Source organism: Brevundimonas sp. VNH65 (assembly GCF_049445955.1).
Lineage (GTDB): Bacteria > Pseudomonadota > Alphaproteobacteria > Caulobacterales > Caulobacteraceae > Brevundimonas.
This window is the reverse complement of the sequence record NZ_JBMSDX010000003.1, coordinates 1-17,338: the sequence shown is the minus strand read 5'-3', so window position 1 is coordinate 17,338 and position 17,338 is coordinate 1. Positions and strand designations below refer to the sequence as shown.

General features: G+C 68.3%; 17 protein-coding genes and 2 pseudogenes. 14 read left to right on the top strand and 5 right to left on the bottom strand.

The features are described 5' to 3' along the window. Positions 1-76 precede the first annotated feature (76 nt). The 5 genes from pstC to phoB are packed head-to-tail and all read left to right on the top strand — an operon-like array spanning position 77 to position 5,219. Positions 77-1,513 (top strand): phosphate ABC transporter permease subunit PstC, encoded by a 1,437-nt coding sequence (gene pstC / locus ACO2Q1_RS07065; RefSeq protein ID WP_423328788.1) that lies wholly within the window; start codon positions 77-79, stop codon positions 1,511-1,513. Next, a complete protein-coding gene (gene pstA, locus ACO2Q1_RS07060) occupies positions 1,506-2,834 on the top strand; it encodes a phosphate ABC transporter permease PstA (protein ID WP_423328787.1) in 1,329 nt (442 codons plus the stop codon). Before pstC ends, pstA begins: the two co-directional genes overlap by 8 nt. A 5-nt stretch (positions 2,835-2,839) precedes the next feature. Continuing rightward, on the top strand, positions 2,840-3,775 hold the full coding sequence (gene pstB / locus ACO2Q1_RS07055; protein WP_423328786.1) for a phosphate ABC transporter ATP-binding protein PstB: 936 nt from the start codon (positions 2,840-2,842) through the stop codon (positions 3,773-3,775). Beyond that, positions 3,772-4,503, top strand: a complete 732-nt coding sequence (gene phoU, locus ACO2Q1_RS07050) for a phosphate signaling complex protein PhoU (RefSeq protein ID WP_423328785.1) — start codon at positions 3,772-3,774, stop codon at positions 4,501-4,503. Before pstB ends, phoU begins: the two co-directional genes overlap by 4 nt. Before the next feature lie 26 nt (positions 4,504-4,529). After that, positions 4,530-5,219: a phosphate regulon transcriptional regulator PhoB gene (gene phoB / locus ACO2Q1_RS07045; protein WP_423328784.1), complete on the top strand. Its 690-nt coding sequence runs from the start codon at positions 4,530-4,532 to the stop codon at positions 5,217-5,219. Positions 5,220-5,226: 7 nt separating this feature from the next. Here phoB and ACO2Q1_RS07040 read toward each other — a convergent pair whose 3' ends face one another. Together ACO2Q1_RS07040 and ACO2Q1_RS07035 are read right to left on the bottom strand one after the other, a co-directional pair. After that, entirely contained in the window at positions 5,227-6,228 is a 1,002-nt protein-coding gene (locus ACO2Q1_RS07040) for a hypothetical protein (protein WP_423328783.1), read from the bottom strand. A 76-nt stretch (positions 6,229-6,304) separates the two neighbouring features. Continuing rightward, entirely contained in the window at positions 6,305-7,219 is a 915-nt protein-coding gene (locus tag ACO2Q1_RS07035) for an Hsp33 family molecular chaperone (protein ID WP_423328782.1), read from the bottom strand. 172 nt (positions 7,220-7,391) lie between these two features. Here ACO2Q1_RS07035 and ACO2Q1_RS07030 point away from each other — a divergent pair, with 172 nt between their 5' ends. From ACO2Q1_RS07030 to ACO2Q1_RS07000, 7 genes and pseudogenes are all read left to right on the top strand, one after another. After that, positions 7,392-7,934: a hypothetical protein gene (locus tag ACO2Q1_RS07030; RefSeq protein ID WP_423328781.1), complete on the top strand. Its 543-nt coding sequence runs from the start codon at positions 7,392-7,394 to the stop codon at positions 7,932-7,934. 54 nt (positions 7,935-7,988) lie between these two features. After that, positions 7,989-8,534, top strand: a pseudogene (locus ACO2Q1_RS07025) (HAD-IB family phosphatase); the annotation flags it as partial. Between the two features lie 138 nt (positions 8,535-8,672). Then, on the top strand, positions 8,673-9,899 hold the full coding sequence (gene serA, locus ACO2Q1_RS07020; protein WP_423329039.1) for a phosphoglycerate dehydrogenase: 1,227 nt from the start codon (positions 8,673-8,675) through the stop codon (positions 9,897-9,899). A gap of 121 nt (positions 9,900-10,020) precedes the next feature. Further along, complete coding sequence (locus ACO2Q1_RS07015; protein ID WP_423328780.1) at positions 10,021-11,829, top strand: autotransporter domain-containing protein; 1,809 nt, start codon at positions 10,021-10,023, stop codon at positions 11,827-11,829. Between the two features lie 250 nt (positions 11,830-12,079). Continuing rightward, a complete protein-coding gene (locus ACO2Q1_RS07010) occupies positions 12,080-12,625 on the top strand; it encodes a M23 family metallopeptidase (protein WP_423329038.1) in 546 nt (181 codons plus the stop codon). A 72-nt stretch (positions 12,626-12,697) separates the two neighbouring features. Continuing rightward, positions 12,698-13,657: an ABC transporter ATP-binding protein gene (locus ACO2Q1_RS07005; protein WP_423328779.1), complete on the top strand. Its 960-nt coding sequence runs from the start codon at positions 12,698-12,700 to the stop codon at positions 13,655-13,657. Further along, positions 13,654-15,033: an ABC transporter permease gene (locus tag ACO2Q1_RS07000; protein WP_423328778.1), complete on the top strand. Its 1,380-nt coding sequence runs from the start codon at positions 13,654-13,656 to the stop codon at positions 15,031-15,033. Before ACO2Q1_RS07005 ends, ACO2Q1_RS07000 begins: the two co-directional genes overlap by 4 nt. Before the next feature lie 256 nt (positions 15,034-15,289). Here the strand turns inward: ACO2Q1_RS07000 and rpsU are convergent, their stop codons facing one another. Next, a complete protein-coding gene (rpsU, locus tag ACO2Q1_RS06995; protein ID WP_087120183.1) occupies positions 15,290-15,532 on the bottom strand; it encodes a 30S ribosomal protein S21 in 243 nt (80 codons plus the stop codon). Between the two features lie 188 nt (positions 15,533-15,720). Between rpsU and ACO2Q1_RS06990 the strand changes: the two genes are divergently transcribed. Beyond that, a complete protein-coding gene (locus ACO2Q1_RS06990) occupies positions 15,721-16,368 on the top strand; it encodes a COQ9 family protein (RefSeq protein WP_423328777.1) in 648 nt (215 codons plus the stop codon). On the opposite strand, the gene ACO2Q1_RS06985 is transcribed toward ACO2Q1_RS06990, so the two are convergent. Then, positions 16,334-16,708: a GIY-YIG nuclease family protein gene (locus ACO2Q1_RS06985; RefSeq protein ID WP_423328776.1), complete on the bottom strand. Its 375-nt coding sequence runs from the start codon at positions 16,706-16,708 to the stop codon at positions 16,334-16,336. The two genes, ACO2Q1_RS06990 and ACO2Q1_RS06985, sit on opposite strands and share 35 nt — an antisense overlap. A gap of 194 nt (positions 16,709-16,902) precedes the next feature. On the opposite strand from ACO2Q1_RS06985, the gene ACO2Q1_RS06980 reads away from it, so the two are divergent. After that, the gene (locus ACO2Q1_RS06980; RefSeq protein ID WP_423328775.1) at positions 16,903-17,214 is read left to right on the top strand and encodes a HigA family addiction module antitoxin; all 312 of its coding nucleotides are present in this window, start codon (positions 16,903-16,905) and stop codon (positions 17,212-17,214) included. A 9-nt stretch (positions 17,215-17,223) separates the two neighbouring features. Here ACO2Q1_RS06980 and ACO2Q1_RS06975 read toward each other — a convergent pair. Next, positions 17,224-17,338: pseudogene (locus tag ACO2Q1_RS06975) on the bottom strand (IS5/IS1182 family transposase); the annotation flags it as partial.

Sequence of the window (17,338 nt, the reverse complement as noted above, 5' to 3'; positions counted from 1 at the left end):
CGCCAACTGAAGGCAGTTTCCGCCGCGCAAGAAGCCGGGCTCTCCCACGCTTCAGATTCGGCGACGCCAAGACCCGATGTTCTGGATTTTCCTGCTGATCCTGATCGCGCTTTCGGCGCTGGGGTTCGTCGGCGCGCGCGCCCTGGCGCGACGTCGGGTGGCCGCCGCCGGTGGACGTGGACATTCGCGCCCGAACCAGCACGGCTACTACGCCCTGGTCTGGATCCTGGCGCCGGCGCTGCTGGTGCTGATCCTGGGCGGCGTGCTGTCCGGCCCGATCTCCGACGGCCTGCTGGCCTCGGGCGCTCCCGCCGAGGTCAATGCGCTGGAGCCCATGCAGAGGGGCGCCTTCTTCGACGACGCCCGCCGGATCGGACGCGGCGCCGCGCCGCTGCAGATCTGGGAAGCCCCGCTGTCTGAACAACTGCCCCGCGAGGCGCGCCGGGCTGTCCAGATCGACCGCATTCTGGCGCTGGGCGCCGGCGTGGGCGCCGTGATCCTGGCGATCCTGGGCGGGCTGTGGGTGTTCCTGCGGATCCGGCCCGAGCTGCGCGCACGCAACGCCGTCGAGGCCTGGATCGCCGTCGTTCTCTTCGCCTGTTCCGCTGTCGCGGTGTTGACGACCCTGGGCATCGTCGCGTCCCTGCTGTGGGACGCGCTCCGGTTCTTTGAGCAGGTGCCGGTCACTGAGTTCCTGTTCGGGACCAAATGGTCGCCCCAGATCGCCATTCGTGCGGACCAGGTCGGATCGACCGGGGCGTTCGGGGCGGTGCCGCTGTTCGCCGGCACCTTCCTGATCATGCTGATCGCCATGGCCGTGGCGGCGCCGGTGGGCCTGTTCTCGGCCATCTATCTGTCGGAATACGCCAGCCGCACGACGCGCGCCGTGGTCAAGCCGGTGCTGGAGATTCTCGCGGGGATCCCGACGGTGGTCTACGGTTTCTTCGCCGCCCTGACGGTGGGGCCGGCGTTCCGGGTGTTCTTCAACACCATCGGCGGCTGGCTGGCGGGCGGGCCGCTGGACGGCGTCGGCCAGTATCTGCTGCTGGTCCAGAACCAGATGGCCCTGGTGGCAGGCGCCGTGATGGGCATCATGCTGATCCCCTTCGTGTCGTCGCTGTCGGACGACATCCTGAACGCAGTGCCACAGAGCCTGCGCGACGGCTCCTACGCCATGGGCGCCACCAAGTCCGAGACGGTCAAGAAGGTGCTGATGCCCGCCGCCCTGCCGGGCGTGGCCGGCGCCCTGCTGCTGGCCGTGTCGCGGGCGATCGGCGAGACCATGATCGTGACCATGGCGGCGGGCCTGGCCGCAAACCTGACCCTCAATCCGCTCGACACGGTGACGACCGTCACGGTGCAGATCGTCACCCTGCTGACCGGCGACCAGGAGTTCGACAGCGCCAAGACCCTGGCGGCGTTCGGCCTGGGTCTGACCCTCTTCCTGGTGACCCTGGCGCTGAACATCGTCGCCCAGCGGATCGTCCAGACCTATCGGGAACAGTATGACTGACGCGACCCCCGACACCGCGACGCCCACGATCCTGGCGGACGCCGGCGACGCCCGTTCGCGCGCGCGTCTGGAAAAGCTCCAAGCCGGCGTGAAGGTCCGCTATGCCCGTGAACGCCGTTTCCGGCTGTACGGCGTTCTGGCCATCGCCCTGGCGATCGGCTTCCTGCTGCTGCTGCTCGCGCGGGTGGTGGGGCAGGGGTACACCGCCTTCTACGCCCACGAGATCACGGTGCCGATCTATATGGATCCGGCGCGCATCGACCGGGCCTATCCGCAGGGCGCCAACTACCAGCTGATGGCGGCCGAGCAGGAACTGCGCCGCCTGGGCGTGACCGACGACGAGCGCGGGTCGAAGGCCCTGGCCATGCGTTCGTTGTTTTCGTCGGAGCTGAAATTCCGCGCCGGCGACATGGTCCGCGAGAACCCCAACCTGATCGGCCAGACCGTGGCTGTTCCGGCGCCGACGTCGGATGACGCCGACCTCTACTACAAGGGCGAGATTTCGCGCGACACCCCGGCCGACCAGCGCCGGCTGACCGATGAGCAGATCGGCTGGCTGGATCAGCTGAAGGCGAAGGGGGCGGTGCGCGCCCACTTCAATACGGCGCTGTTCACCAACGGCGACTCCACCGAGCCGGAACTGGCCGGGGTTTTGGGCGGTCTGGTCGGATCGGCGCTGATGCTGCTGGTGACGGCGCTTCTGGCCATTCCGATCGGCATCGGCGCGGCGGTCTATCTGGAGGAATTCGCGCCCCGGAACCGGCTGACCGACCTGATCGAGGTCAACATCAACAACCTCGCGGCCGTGCCGTCGATCGTCTACGGCCTGCTGGGCGTGGCCCTGTTCATCAACTGGATGCATCTGCCGCGTTCGTCGCCGCTGGTGGGCGGGCTGGTGCTGGCCCTGATGGCCCTGCCGACCATCATCATCGCCACCCGGTCGTCGCTGAAGGCGGTGCCGCCGTCGATCCGTGAGGCCGCCCTGGCCATGGGGGCCAGCCGCACCCAGACCGTGTTCCAGCATGTGTTGCCCCTGGCCATGCCGGGCGTGATGACCGGTTCGATCATCTCGATGGCCCACGCCCTGGGCGAGACCGCCCCGCTGCTGCTGATCGGCATGGTCAGCTTCGTGCCCGGCGTGCCGCACATGATCGACGCCGCTGCGGGCGCCCTGCCGTCGCTGGTCTATATCTGGGAAAACGCGTCCGAGCGCGCGTTCCATGAGCGGACGGCCGCCGCCATCATGGTCCTGCTCGCCTTCATGATCCTTATGAACGCCGCCGCCATCGTGCTGCGTCGGCGCTTCGAACGCCGCTGGTGATGTCTATGAAGTCCTCCTTCTTCCGCGCGCCTGACGATCGCAACGGCGGGGCTTCGGCCGCCGCCGAGCCGACGCCGACGCCTGTGCCGACCGCCGCGACAGCGCCGACCGATCTGTCGGACGTCGCGCCGGGACCCGGCGGCGTGCGCGCGCCGGCCGTGGCGGCGTCAGCAGGGGCGGAACATCCGGTCAAGATCGCGGCGCGCGACGTCTCAGTCTTCTATGGCGAAAAGCAGGCGCTCTTCGACGTCAGCCTCGACATTCCGGACAAGACCGTCACCGCCTTCATCGGCCCGTCGGGCTGCGGCAAGTCGACCTTCCTGCGGACGATGAACCGCATGAACGACACCATTCCGGGCTGCCGCGTCACCGGCAGCATCCGCATGGACGACGGCGACATCAACGACCGCAAGATCGACCCGGTGCTGCTGCGCGCCCAGGTCGGGATGGTGTTCCAGAAGCCGAACCCCTTCCCCAAGTCGATCTACGAGAACGTGGCCTATGGTCCGCGCATCCACGGCCTGACGTCGTCGAAGTCGGAGCTGGACGGCGTGGTCGAGGCGTCGCTGAAGCGCGCCGGACTGTGGGATGAGGTTGCTGACCGGCTGCACTCGTCGGGCTCGGGCCTGTCGGGCGGACAGCAGCAGCGTCTGGTCATCGCCCGCGCGATCGCGGTCGAGCCCGAAGTCATCCTGATGGATGAGCCCTGCTCGGCCCTGGACCCCATTGCGACGGCCAAGATCGAGGAGCTGATCGACGAGCTGCGCGAACGCTACTGCATCGTCATCGTCACCCACTCGATGGCGCAGGCGGCGCGCGTCTCGCAGCGCACGGCCTTCTTCCACATGGGCCGTCTGGTCGAGACGGGCGACACCGAGGAAATCTTCACCAACCCGCGCGAGCGGCGCACGCTCGACTACATCACCGGACGGTTCGGATGAACCAGCACACCGTCAAGGCTTACGGCGACGAGCTGAACCAGCTGACGGCCGAGGTCGCCCGAATGGGCGGCCTGGCCGAGGCCCAGGTCGCCGATTCCGTCGATAGCGTGGCCCGGCGCGACATCGCCCTGGCGCGGGCGGTCGTGGAACGCGACGTCAAGCTGGACGTCATGCAGCGCGACATCGAGCGCAAGGCCATCCGCCTGATCGCCTTGCGCCAGCCGGTGGCGTCCGACCTGCGCAAGACCCTGTCGGCGATGAAGCTGGCCTCGGATCTGGAACGCACCGGCGACCTGGCCAAGAACATCGCCAAGCGCGCCCTGGCCGTGGCCGAGACCGCGCCGATGCAGCCCCTGACCCGTTCGATCGAGCGCATGGGGCGGCTGGTGTCGGTGCGCCTGCGCGACGTGCTGGACGCCTATACCTCGGGTGAAATCGACGGCGCCCTGGCGGTGTGGAACACCGACGACGAGGTGGACGAGCACTACAATGCGCTGTTCCGCGAACTGCTGACCTACATGATGGGCGATCCGCGCACGATCACGGCCTGCACCCATCTGTTGTTCATGGCCAAGAACCTGGAACGGATCGGCGACCACGCGACCAATATCGCCGAGACCATCCACTATGAGATCACCGGCGACGAGATGGCCGGCGAGCGGCCGCGCTGGACGCCCAACCAGGCCGACAGCGGCGTCGGCCAGACCCACACCCTCCCCGAAGCCTGAAGTTCGACCGACCGGAGACGACGATCGTGCAGCCCTACATCCTGGTGATGGAAGACGAGGACGCGCTTTCCACCCTGCTTCAGTACAATCTGGAGAAGGAAGGCTATGACGTCGCCGTCGCCGCCGACGGCGAGGAAGGCCTGATGCAGGTCGATGAGCGCATGCCGGACATCATCCTGCTGGACTGGATGCTTCCGAAGGTGTCCGGGATCGAGGTCTGCCGCCGCCTGCGCGGCCGTCCGGAAACCCGCAACCTGCCGATCATCATGCTGACGGCGCGGGGCGAGGAGTCGGACCGGGTCCGCGGTCTGGACACCGGCGCGGACGACTATCTGACCAAGCCGTTCTCGATGGTCGAGCTGGTGGCGCGCATCCGCGCGGTTCTGCGCCGCATTCGGCCGGGCCTGGCTGACGATCGGGTCGGCCACGGCGACATCGTCATCGACCGCGTCGCCCATCGGGTCCGGCGGGCGGGCACCGAGGTTCATCTGGGGCCGACCGAGTTCCGCCTGCTGGATCACTTCATGCGTCATCCGGGCCGGGTGTTCAGCCGCGAGCAGCTTCTGGACGCGGTCTGGGGTTCGGACGTCTATGTCGAGGCGCGGACGGTGGACGTCCATGTCGGTCGCCTGCGCAAGGCGCTGGACGTCGGCGGCAGCGCCAACCCGATCCGCACCGTGCGCTCGGCCGGCTATTCGCTCGACCTGGAGCACTGACGGACGGTCAGTTCCCGTCCGGCGCCGATCTGTCGAGCGTCGCCCAGGCGATCAGCATGTCGGCGGTGACGCCGTCCGGACCGAAGGCCAGGCGGGGCCAGTCGGGGATCAGCCGATCCACCGCCAGGATGACCGCCAGACCCTGATCCTGGCTCCAGTGCGTCCCCGCGCCCCGAATGAAGCTCAGGGCGTCGGCCCGGTTCATGCCGCCGCCGCGCGCGTCGGTCAGCCAGGCGAAAGCGGCCCAATTGCCCGTGCCCTCGAGGGTCAGAAAGACATCGTCCGCCTGGGCGTAGAGCGCGTCGTCGTCCCGGAACCAGCGGTCGCGGCGGGCCTTCATGGCGCGGGCCGCCTCGACGAGGCGCAGACGGGCCGTCACTGAATCCGGCGCCGAAGCGGCCTGATAGAAGAGATCGCGTTCGCGGGCATAGGCGGCGGCGTAGCCGGGCAGGGCGGCGAACCGGTCCTGGACGATGTCATCGTCAGCGTCCTCGGGCAGGCCGCCGCTCAGCATGTCGTCGACGCGCTCGCCCAGGCCCTCGGCCTGCTGGCTGTGGGCGAACTCATGCATGAAGACGACCATGGCCAGTCGCGCGGGATCCCGGGCCTCGGCCGGGTCGGCGCGCCACAGCGACGGCAGGGCCATGATGAAGAACATGCCGTCCTCGCCTGTCGTCGATGTCATCGGCGAGGCAAAGGCCAGCCGGCGCGCGGGCACGGTCGATCCGTCGGGCAGGGCGATCTGGCCGGCGTGAGGCGAGGCTTCTGGGCGATACCGCCGCCCCCCGACCTGGAAACCGCCTCGCCGGTCAGGGACCAGCCGATAGACGCAGGTCTGATCGAACAGGGTGATCGTCGGCGTCGTCGGTCGGGCGATATGCAGGCGCTGGGCGTCCAGCCGGTCCCAGGCCGTCAGGGCCTGACGGGTCCAGGTGCGGGGCTCACCCTCGAAGCGGCATGGCGGTGGCGCGGACGTGAGCGCCAGGGCGGCGACGAAGGCGGTGATCATTCGGCTTCAATGATCGTCGGGCGACGACGGTTCAACTGACATCGCCGACAGGTCGAGGGCGGAAGTTCGACCTGCCTCAGCTCGCCGTCGCCTCCTCCGGATCGAGCTCGTAGACCGAGGCGCAGTATTCGCAGGTGACCCGGATCTTGCCGTCATCCTCGATCATGCCGTCGCGCTCCGCCGGTGAGAAGGAGCCGAGCACGGACGCGATGCGGTCGCGCGAGCAGCGGCACACGGCCGACAGCGCGCGCGCGTCCTCCAGTCGCACGCCGTCCTCGTGGAACAGACGGAACAACAGCACGTCCGGCGTGATGGTCGGGTCGATCAGTTCGTCATCGCCGAGGGTGGCGAACAGGGCGCGACTGCGGTCCCAGACCTCTTCGGTGTCGCCGCGCGACGCGTCGCCGGCGACCATCTGGATCATGGCGCCGCCCGACCGCCAGGTTTCGACCCCGTCCGCGCCCGTCACCCGGCCGACCGCCAGCCGCACCTTGGTCGGCACCTGTTCCGACTGGGCGAAATAGTGTTCGGCGCACAGGGACAGGCTCTCGCCCTCGATCGGGGTGATGCCCTGGTGACGATCGAAGTCCGGTCCCTGATCCAGGGTCATGACGAAGACGCCCTGGCCCAGAAGCGATCTGGCGCCCGGCCGGGCGAAGCCGGTCGACGCCGCGGCCACCTCGGCCTCGTCGAAGCGGCAGTACCCCCGCAGCGTGCCTGCCGTGTCGTAGTCGGCCACGACATAGCGCACCGGCCCGTCGCCCTGGGCCTGAACGATCAGACGACCCTCGAACTTCAGGCTGGACCCGATCAGCGCCGCCAGGGCGCAGGCCTCGCCCAGCAGGGCGGCCACGGGCTCCGGATAGGCGTGGGCCGACAGGATGGAGTCGATCGCCGCGCCCAGCCGCACCAGCCGGCCGCGCACAGGCCAGCCCTCGATCTGGAAGGCGGCGGCGAGGTCGTCGGTCGGGGAGGGGGCGGCTTGGGTCACGGGCAGGTCCGAAGGCGGCTCAGGGAACGGAAGCGCGGTAAGATAGGAAGGCGGCGACCATATGGTAAGGGGCGCATATCCCGGGCGCGCCGGGGGAACCGATCCGCGCCCGGTTCGCTGTTATGGTCTAGCTCAACCCAAGCTAACTCAACCCTGGCTCGTGAGGACGATCATGCTCGAGGATTTTGACATCGCCGAAGAGGTCCGGCGCCATCCCGGGATCGTCGCCGGCGCCCTGGCGGTCGTGGCCGGCGTGGCCATCGGAACCCTGCTGCTGAGCCAGCGCACCGGGCCGCGTCGATATGAAGAACTGCTGGAACGTCTGGATCCGCGAGGCTGGATCGACGCCGAGGCCCTGCGTCGTCGTTTCGACGACATTTCGCGCGGCGTGGCCGAAGGGGTCGAAACCCTGGGTGAACGCGCCGAAGAGGCCGGAGACGACGCGCGTCACGGCGCCCGCAAATGGCTGAAGCGCGGCAGGAAGGCCATGTCGCCCGCCAAGCGTCGGCGCTACGCCCAGGCGGCGCGCGGCTACGCCCATGACGCGGGTGAGAAGGCCCGGATGTACGCCGACGGCGCGGGTCGCTATGCGCGTGATCATGCGAAGGAGGGCGGTGCCCTTCTGGCTGTCGCGACCATCGCCGCCGCGATCGGCGCGGCTGCGCTCGAAAGCCGTCGTCCGGACAGCCGCGTGCGCCGCATCGCCAAATTCTGAGGATCGCGCGCATAATCGTTGCGCGGGGAGGCCGTTTCGGCGAAACAGCCGCGCATGAGCGCCTCCCCCTCGACTCAGATCAAGCCGACGCTGATTTTCGACTTCGATTCGACCCTTGTGCGGGTTGAAACGCTCGAGGCCCTGGCTGACGTCTGTCTGGACGGACGTCCCGACGCCGCCGAGGTGCGCGGCCGGATCGCGGCCCTGACCGATCAGGCCATGAACGGAGAAATCGGGTTCGGTGACGCCCTGAGGCGGCGACTGGCGCTGCTGCCGCTGCGCCGGGAGCATGTGCAGGCCCTGGCGGCGCGCGTTCTCGACGAGGGTACGCCGTCCGTTCGGCGCAATCTTCGTTTCTTCAACGAGAATGCGGAGACCATCTACATTCTGTCCGGCGGCTTTCGCGAGATCATCGCCCCGATCGCCGAGCGATTGCAGGTGTCGCCGGAAAGGGTGCTCTGCAACGACCTGGTCTATGATGCAGACGGCCGGGTGGTCGGTGTGGACGACGCGAATCCACTGTCCCACGCCGACGGCAAGCCGAAGGTCATCAAGGCCCTGGGCCTCAAAGGTCCTGTGGTGATGGTGGGAGACGGTTGGAACGACGCCGAGGTCAAGCTGGCCGGGGCCGCCGACCGCTTCTACGCCTTCACCGAGATCGCCCGCCGCGAACCGGTCGTGGCCGCCGCCGATGCGGAGGCGGCCTCGATGGACGAGCTGCTGTTCGCCGAGGGGTTCATGGGGCGCTGGTCCTACCCGCGCTCGCGGATCCGGATGCTTCTGCTCGAGAACATCCATCCGGCGGCGGTCGAGCGACTGACCGACGAGGGATATTCGGTCGAGACGATGAAGGGGGCCCTGGATGAGGACGACCTGATCGAGCGGATCAAGGGGGTGCATGTTCTGGGCATCCGGTCCAAGACGATGGTCACGCCCCGCGTGCTGGCGGCTGCGGACCGCCTGCTGGCCATCGGCGCCTTCTGCATCGGCACCAATCAGATCGACCTGAAGGCGGCCGCCGATCACGGCGTCGCGGTGTTCAACGCGCCCTATTCGAACACGCGTTCAGTGGTCGAGCTGGCCGTCGGGCTGACCATCGCCCTGATGCGTGACGTGGCCGACAAGTCCGCCGCCATGCACCAGGGCCAGTGGAACAAGTCGGCGGACGGCTCGAAGGAGTTGCGCGGCAAGACCCTGGGAATTGTGGGCTACGGCGCCATCGGATCGCAGTTGTCGGTGATCGCCGAGGCCCTGGGCATGCGGGTGATTTTCCACGACCTGTCGGAACGGCTGGCCCTGGGCAACGCGCGCCGTGTGCGTCAGCTCGACGAGCTGCTGGCCGAGGCGGACGTGGTGACCCTGCACGTCGACGGGCGTCGGGAGAACACGGCCCTGATCGGCGCGTCCCAGTTCTCGCGGATGAAGCCGGGCGCCCTGTTCCTGAACCTGTCCCGCGGCCATGTGGTGGACATCGGCGCCCTGGCCCAGGCCCTGGGGTCCGGCCGGGTGGCGGGGGCGGCGCTGGATGTCTTTCCGGAGGAGCCGCGCACCAACGCCGATCCCTTCGACAGTCCATTGCGTGGCCTGAAGAATGTGATCCTGACGCCCCACATCGGCGGATCGACCGAAGAGGCGCAGGAGGCCATCGCCGAGTTCGCGGCCGAGCGTCTGCTGAACTTCATGAACCGCGGCGACACCACCTTCTGCGTCAACCTGCCGAACGTGCAGCTTCCGGAGGTCTCGGGCGGTCACCGCATCCTGCACATCCACAAGAACCAGCTCGGCGTCATGTTCGAGCTTAATCGCGAACTGGCGTCCGCCGGTCTGAACATCCTCGGCCAGTATCTGAAGACCGACGAGGACATCGGCTACGTCATCACCGACGTGGATCGCGACTATGATCCCGAGGCGCTGACGGCGCTGCGCGGGGTCTCGGGCACGCTGAAGTTCCGCCTTCTGCACTGATGCGCGTTTGGATCGGCGCGTGAAATTTCGTCCGAACCTTCCCTAACGGCGACTTGAACTCGGCGCGGAGCGGCGCACAGTGCCCCCAACGGCCGCATCATGACGGCCGATGGGAGGATCCATGTCTAGATTTCATCGGGGCGCGGCGCTGGCCGCGCTGACCGTCGCCGCCGTCGCCTGCGCCGGAGCGGCCTCGGCCCAGACCTACAACCGCCTGGTCGTGTTCGGCGACAGCCTGAGCGACAACGGCAATCTGTTCGCCGTCACAGGCGGAACCCAGCCGCCGGCGCCGGTCTACTGGCAGGGTCGGTTCTCGACCGGGCCGACCTTCGTGGAATTGCTGGGCTTCAACCTCGGCCGCTACGCCGCCGGGGCGCCCGTGAACGGCAGCATCAACTACGCCTTCGGCGGCGCGCGCACGGACAGCGCGGCTTCGCCTCCCGGCATGCGGCTTCAGCTCGCGGCCTACCTCGGCGCGGGCGGGCGGTTCGGTTCGGGCGATCTGGTCAGCATTCTGGGCGGCGCCAACAACATCTTCCAGGGCCTGCCGGCGGCCGGCGCCAGCGCCAATCCGACGGGCGCGATCACCCCGGTGGCCACGGGCGCGGCGACCGATGTCAACTTCCTGGTCAACAGCGTGGCCTCGGCGGGGGCCGGGACCGTGCTGGTCACCAACCTGCCCAAGCTCAGCCTGACGCCCCAGTTCCGGGGAACGGCGGCGGCGCCGCTGGCGGACTTCGCCGTGACGACCTTCAACACCGCCCTGTTCAACGGCCTGACGGCCACGGCGGCGGCTCAGCCGAACACCAACATCATCTATATGGATCTGTTCAAGATCGGCGACGTGATCGCCGGCAGCCCGGATCGCTTCGGCATCACCAACGTCACCCAGGCCTGCTTCAACGGCGTGACCCTGTGCAGCGACTCCAGCGGCTATTTCTATCTGGACGGGGTGCATCCGACCGCCCTGGGACATCGCCTGATCGCCAAGCTGGCCAACGACTATCTCTACTACGGCGATCGAGGCTCGGAGACGGCGGTCCTGGGCGAGACCGCCTTCCGTCATCGCGAGACCGATCTCGACTTCGGCTCAGAACGACTGTCGTCGCACGAGGCCTGGGGCGAGGGGACGGCCATCTTCGGCGGCGTGACCTATGACACCACCGACACAGACGCTCGCGGCGTCATCGGCGCGTTCGAGTCCGAGACGCGAGGCGCGCGCATGGGCATCGAGCATGGATGGGCCGATACGTGGAAGGTCGGACTGGCCGGCGGCTATCGCACCACCGATGTGACCTCGGGCCGTGTCATCGCGGATGTGGAGACCCTGTCTCTGGACGTCTACGCCGGGTGGCGGTCGGGCGGCCTGTTCATGAACGCCGCCGCCGGCGCCAGCCATGACAACATCGACGTCAGCCGGATGTCGGCCCTCGACCCGATCGTCATGACCGGATCGACCACGGCCGCCAGCTTCGGCGCGCGGGTTCAGGGCGGCATGTGGTTCGGCGGCGAAGGGCTGGCCATTTCGCCGCGCGTCGCCCTGACCTGGGTCAACAGCGGCGTCGAGGGTTTCGAAGAACAGGGCCCCGCGGCCCAGTATCGCTACGCCGATCGCGACGTCACCGTGCTGTCGGCCGAGGCGACCCTGCGGGCCGAGGCCAATATGGGCGGCTTCGCCCTGTTCGCCGAGGGCGGTTATCGTGACGCCCTGGACGACAGTTCCGACGCGGTGGTGACCTCGATCGTCGCCAACACGGCGAAGGGTCTGGGTCGTCATGTCGAAGAGCCGTTCGGCGGCCAGATCCTGGCCTCCGCGGGCCTCTCGGGCGACTATGGTCCGCTGAAGGTCGAGATCGGCTATCGCGGTCGCTTCGGCGACCATGCGGACAGCCATATGGGCGGCATCACCCTGACGCTGCCGATCCAGTAGGCGCGACCGCCTGCCGCACGGGGCGCCGCATTGGCGCCCCGAACCGCCCCCGTTCTCGCCTTCCCGGCGAGTCACAAGGACGGCCGCCCGCAACGGCGGCCGTTCGCTTTTGCACGGCCGCATTCGATTTTTCCGCTTTCAAAGCGACGACGGAGCCGACGACGCCATGCGCCGACTGCCGCCTGCCGTGCAGACACTCATTTTAGGCTCCGGTCGCACCGGCGCGCTCGTGATCGCAGCCTTGGGCGCTGTGACCCTGGCCGCTGCTCCGAAAGAACGGCCCGCCCCCGAGGATGTTCCCGCCGCCGTGGCGCCGGCGGCGCCGCCGGTGCTGGCCGAGGCCGAGCCGGCGGGGCCCATCATGCGCGCCATGACCTTCGCCGAGCCGGTGCCCGGCCGGGCCATCAACTCCCTGTTCGGGATGCGGCGGCTGGGCGGCGAACCGGGCGCGCGGATGCACAAGGGCGTGGACATCGCCGCGCCGACCGGCACGCCGGTGGTCGCGTCTGCAGAGGCGCGGGTGGTGAGGATCGGTCGCGATCCAGCCGGCTACGGCAACTTCGTCGAATTGGGCCACCCCAACGGCATGACCAGCTTCTATGCCCACCTCAGCCGCATCGACGTGGCCAGCGGGGATGTGGTTCCGGCGGGGTTCCGCGTCGGTCTCGTCGGGTCGACCGGCTATTCCACGGGCCCGCACCTGCATTTCGAGATCCGGCGCAACGGCGTGCAATTGAACCCCCAGCGCGTCATCGGGCGCAGCTTCCAGGTCAAGGCGACGGCGCCGCTCGAATAGCCCGCTTCGCTGGCCATCGAGGCGAATCCCCTGCTACGACTCTCGTCGCCGATGGCAGGACGGAGAGTGACGATGGCGGCCTTGACGCTGGAGAGCGTGAACAAACGCTACGGATCGTTCCAGGCGGTCAAGGACCTCAGCTTTCAGGTCGAGAAGGGGGCGATCTGCGGCTTCCTGGGCCCGAACGGCGCGGGCAAGACCTCGACCTTGCGGATGATCCTCGGCCTGCAGCCGGCGACCAGCGGCGCGATCGACATCCTGGGCGCCGACGACGGGCGCAAGGTGCGCGACCGGATCGGCTTCCTTCCCGAGGAGCGCGGCCTCTACAAGAAGATGACGCCGGTGGACGCCATCGCCTTCTTCGGCGCCCTGAAGGGTTTGCCGCAGTCCGAGGGCAAGAAGCGCGCCCGCGACATGCTGGAGCAGCAGGGCCTGGGCGCGTCGCGCAACAAGAAGATGAAGGAGCTGTCCAAGGGGATGGCCCAGAAGGTCCAGTTGATCGCCTCGGTCGTGCATCGGCCGGAGTTCGTGATCCTGGACGAGCCGTTCAGCGGCCTGGATCCCGTCAATCAACAGGGGCTGGAGGCCATGATCCGGGGTCTGGCGGCCGAGGGGTCGACGGTCCTGTTCTCCACCCATGTGATGCAGCACGCCGAACGCCTGTGCGACAAGGTCGTGCTGCTGGCGCGGGGGCGCAAGGCCTTCGAGGGCACGGTGGACGAGGCCAAGGCGACGACATCCCAGTTCCTGGAGCTGGAGGGCGCCATCGCGCCGGAGGCCGTGTCGGCCCTGCCCGGCGTCGAAAAGGTCGAGATCCTGTCCGACGACGGCGAGGCGCGGGTGCTGCGCGCCGCCTTGCAGAAAGGGCAGGGCGGTCAGGCGGCGCTGAAGGCGGCCTTCATCGGCGGACTGGACGTGCGTCGCTTCGAGATGCGCGAACCCACCCTGCATGACGCCTTCATCCATCTGACGGGCGACCGACCCGACGAGGATCAGTCCGTGCGCGCGGCCGGATCGGAGATCGCCCAATGAGCCGGATTCTGCTGATCGCGCGGCGCGAATACGCCGCCTACGCCAAGACCGTCGGCTTCTGGCTGTCGTTGCTGGCCTTTCCGCTGTTTGCGGTGCTGGGCGGCGCCATTCCCGTTCTGATCCGCTCGTCCGAGCCTGTGCGCGAGGTCGCCCTGATCGAGGAGGGGGTGAGGGCCCAGGGCCTGGCCGCCGCCGTCCGCCAGGTGATGCAGGACGACGCCGACCGGCGCACGGCCCGGCAGCAGGCCGAGGTCGAGAAGGCGATGAAGGCCTCCGGCGCGCCCCCGGGGGCGGCCCAGCAGGCCCTGGCCAACCTGGGCAATCCCCGGCTGAAGTTCGTCGACACCCCCGCCGACATCGCCGCAGCGGCGCCGGGCGAGGCGCAGGCCGCCGTGGTGCGCGCCCATCTGGAGAAGGAGGCGGACCAGCGGCTGGACGCGGTCGTGTTCCTGACCCGCGAGGGCGACGCGCCGGCGGCGCGCGTCTGGACCGCGCGGGCGACCGACGACACGGTCGAGGACTTCATTCGCGACACCCTGAAGTCGATCAACCGCACCGAGACCCTGTCGGCGGCGGGCATCGACCGGGCGATCGTGGATCGCACCGAGGCCTTCCGCCCGGACGTCAGCGTGTTCTCGCCCCGGTCCCGCGACGGCGGCGAGGTGTCGTTCCGCGACCGTCTGCCGTCCCTGATCGGCCTGGGCGCGGGCTTCATGCTGTGGTCGCTGATCCTGACCGGCGCCTCGATCCTGCTGAACAGCGTGATGGAGGAGAAGTCGAACAAGATCCTCGAGGTGCTGCTGTCCTCGGCCTCGGCGTCCGAGATCCTGACCGGCAAGGTGCTGGGCGTGGCGCTGCTGACCCTGTCAGTCCTGGCGGTCTGGGGCGTGCTGGGCTTCGGCGGTCTGGCGCGGTTCGCGCCGGATCAGGCGGCCGACATCCTGAACGTCCTGTGGTCGGGCGGCCTGCTGGCCTGGTTCCTGGCCTTCATGGTCGGCGGCTATCTGATGTACGCCGTGCTGTTCGCGGCCATCGGCGCCTTCTGCGAGACGCCGCGTGACGCCCAGACCCTGATGGGGCCGATCATGATGATCCTGATCGTGCCGATGCTGACCCTGTCGATGGCGCTTCAGACGCCGGACGCGCCGGTGGTGAAGATCCTGTCCTGGATCCCGCTGTTCACGCCCTTCCTGATGATGGCGCGCATGCCCAGCGATCCGCCGCTGATCGAATCGATCGGCGCCCTGATCGCCATGTTCGTCTTCGCCGGCCTGATGGTCTGGGTGGCGGGCCGCGCCTTCCGCGCCGGGGCCCTGTCGGATGTGAAGCTGAGCTGGAAGAGCTTCGCCGCCGCCATCCGGGGCGGCGGGCGGTAACTCCCGTCTCCGCTGCCGTCGCCCCACCTCCGTGCATCCCGGCGAAGGCCGGGATGCAGATCAAGGGCAAGGGCGGTTGAATTCGTCGGTTCGGCTTCCGGCCTGACCGACACGGCCGAATGACGGGCTCGCCATCCGGACCTCGGCCTTCGCCGGGATGCACGGTGATGTGTGCGCCGACCCGCACCGGCAAACCGCAAAACAAAAAGGCCGCCCCGAGGGGCGGCCTTTGATCTTTCAGCCTTGCGGCCCGGTCTTACCGACCGCCGGGAACCCGGGGCTTCGGCGCGGGCAGCAGGCCTTCGCGCTGGGCGCGCTTGCGGGCCAGCTTGCGGGCGCGGCGAACGGCTTCGGCCTTCTGGCGAGCGCGCTTTTCCGACGGCTTTTCGTAGTGCACGTGGCGCTTCATCTCACGGAAGCTGCCTTCGCGCTGCATCTTCTTCTTCAGCGCCTTCAGGGCTTGGTCGACGTTGTTGTCGCGGACGAAAATCTGAACCAGGTGAAACTCTCCTTTGGCTGCCCGCCGCGTCCTGTGAGGGAGACGGGCAGACAAATGAAATCAGGCGTCCGGGAGGCGGAGCCTTCGGATGAAGGCGGGCTGATACACGAACACCCCCCGGCTGTCCAGATCGTCACAGACAGATGTGAAAGCTCGAAACGCCCGCCATACGGGCGTATTCTGGCGACATGACCCAAACCGCACACCCCACAGACTGGGCGACCGAGACCGAACAGGCCGTGCTGGATCACGCGATCCGCCTGGCGCCGCGAATCGGCTGGAGCGACGGCCTGGCCCGCGACGCCGGGGCGGCGGCGGGCCTGTCGCGGGGCGATGTCGAGCTGCTGCTGCCCAACGGCGCGCGGGACCTGGCGGCGCTGCTGTCGCGACGGCATGACCAGAAGGCGATGGACGCCCTCGCCGAGGTCGATGCGGCGTCGCTCAAGATCCGCGAACGCATCGCCCGGTCGGTTTCCGCCCGGCTGGAGGCGGCGGCGGGCGACCAGGAGGCGTCGAAACGGTGCGCGGGCTTCCTGGCCCTGCCGACCAACGCCGACCTGGGCCTGTCGCTGGCGTGGGAGACGGCGGACCTGCTGTGGCGCTGGTCGGGCGATACGGCGACCGACTGGAACCACTATTCCAAGCGCACGATCCTGTCGGGCATCCTGATCCCGGCCCTGACGATGCGCCTGTTCGACGGCCGCGACGCGGCCGAGGCCTTCGTCGCCCGCCGCATCGACAACGTCATGTCGTTCGAGAAGTGGAAGGCCGGCAAGGACTTCGAGGCCCCCCTGCGCCGCTTCACCGACCTGCTGGGCCGGTTGCGGTACGGATAGGCGTCTCAGCGCGCAGATAGTGATCCAGCCTGTCCGACCAAGTTGGATTTGTCTCCTCGATCAGGCGCAGTTTCCAGGCCCGTTTCCATTCCTTGATCCGGCGTTCACGCTGGAAGGCGCCGGCGCGGGTCTCATGCCATTCCGCCCAGACAAGGAGAGTGCATCCATAGTCATGGGTGAAGCCGGGTCGCGCCCGCTCACGATGTTGACGAACCCGGGCGCCCAGGTCGTCCGTCTGGCCGACGTAGATCGTGCCGTTGCGCCGACTGGCCATGATGTAGACCCAGAACCCGACCGGCCCTCCATCCCGGCGCATGCCCGCATAGACCTGTCGCGCCATTTGCCTGACACCCCGCGCCTGCCCCTGCCTTGCCGGGCCTGGCCCCATTCCCCGAGCACCCCGGCGAAGGCCGGGGTCCAGAACACCCGATTGCACTCAGAATAGCAATCAATGTTATATGAGCGTGGCGAAGACCAGAGTGCGCATCTGGACCCCGGCCTTCGCCGGGGTGCACGGTGGAGAAGGCGGAGACCATGTCGAAATCCAGAGTAGGCGGTCATCAGGTCCGCAACCCGACGCCGGGCGACATTCTGCTTGAGGATTTCCTGAAGCCTATCGGGATGAGCCAGACGGCCCAGGCCAAGGCCATCGGCGTGCCGCCGCGCCGGATTAACGAGATCGTCCTGGGCAAGCGCGCCATCACCGCCGACACCGACCTGCGCCTGACCCGCTACTGGGGGCTGAGCCAGGGGTTCTTTCTGCGGCTTCAGATCAGTTACGACTTGATGGAGCAGCGTCGTAAGATGGGCGATGTGCTGGAGTCGATTACGCCGATGGCGGCTTAGGGTCAGGACTCATAGCCAGAACAGGATGGTTGCGGCGAGGGCTATGGCGGAGAGGAAGACGGTCGGGCAGCGATCATAGCGCGTGGCGACGCGCCGCCAGTCCTTCAGCCTGCCGAACATGATT

Excerpts from the sequence above, each read along its gene's own strand:
- pstC (WP_423328788.1), top strand. The coding sequence starts at position 77 with ATGTTCTGGATTTTCCTGCTGATCCTGATCGCGCTTTCGGCGCTGGGG.
- pstA (WP_423328787.1), top strand. The coding sequence starts at position 1,506 with ATGACTGACGCGACCCCCGACACCGCGACGCCCACGATCCTGGCGGAC.
- pstB (WP_423328786.1), top strand. The coding sequence starts at position 2,840 with ATGAAGTCCTCCTTCTTCCGCGCGCCTGACGATCGCAACGGCGGGGCT.
- phoU (WP_423328785.1), top strand. The coding sequence starts at position 3,772 with ATGAACCAGCACACCGTCAAGGCTTACGGCGACGAGCTGAACCAGCTG.
- ACO2Q1_RS07040 (WP_423328783.1), bottom strand. The coding sequence starts at position 6,228 with ATGATCACCGCCTTCGTCGCCGCCCTGGCGCTCACGTCCGCGCCACCG.
- ACO2Q1_RS07030 (WP_423328781.1), top strand. The coding sequence starts at position 7,392 with ATGCTCGAGGATTTTGACATCGCCGAAGAGGTCCGGCGCCATCCCGGG.
- serA (WP_423329039.1), top strand. The coding sequence starts at position 8,673 with ATGGGGCGCTGGTCCTACCCGCGCTCGCGGATCCGGATGCTTCTGCTC.
- ACO2Q1_RS07015 (WP_423328780.1), top strand. The coding sequence starts at position 10,021 with ATGTCTAGATTTCATCGGGGCGCGGCGCTGGCCGCGCTGACCGTCGCC.
- ACO2Q1_RS07005 (WP_423328779.1), top strand. The coding sequence starts at position 12,698 with ATGGCGGCCTTGACGCTGGAGAGCGTGAACAAACGCTACGGATCGTTC.
- ACO2Q1_RS07000 (WP_423328778.1), top strand. The coding sequence starts at position 13,654 with ATGAGCCGGATTCTGCTGATCGCGCGGCGCGAATACGCCGCCTACGCC.
- ACO2Q1_RS06990 (WP_423328777.1), top strand. The coding sequence starts at position 15,721 with ATGACCCAAACCGCACACCCCACAGACTGGGCGACCGAGACCGAACAG.
- ACO2Q1_RS06985 (WP_423328776.1), bottom strand. The coding sequence starts at position 16,708 with ATGGCGCGACAGGTCTATGCGGGCATGCGCCGGGATGGAGGGCCGGTC.
- ACO2Q1_RS06980 (WP_423328775.1), top strand. The coding sequence starts at position 16,903 with ATGTCGAAATCCAGAGTAGGCGGTCATCAGGTCCGCAACCCGACGCCG.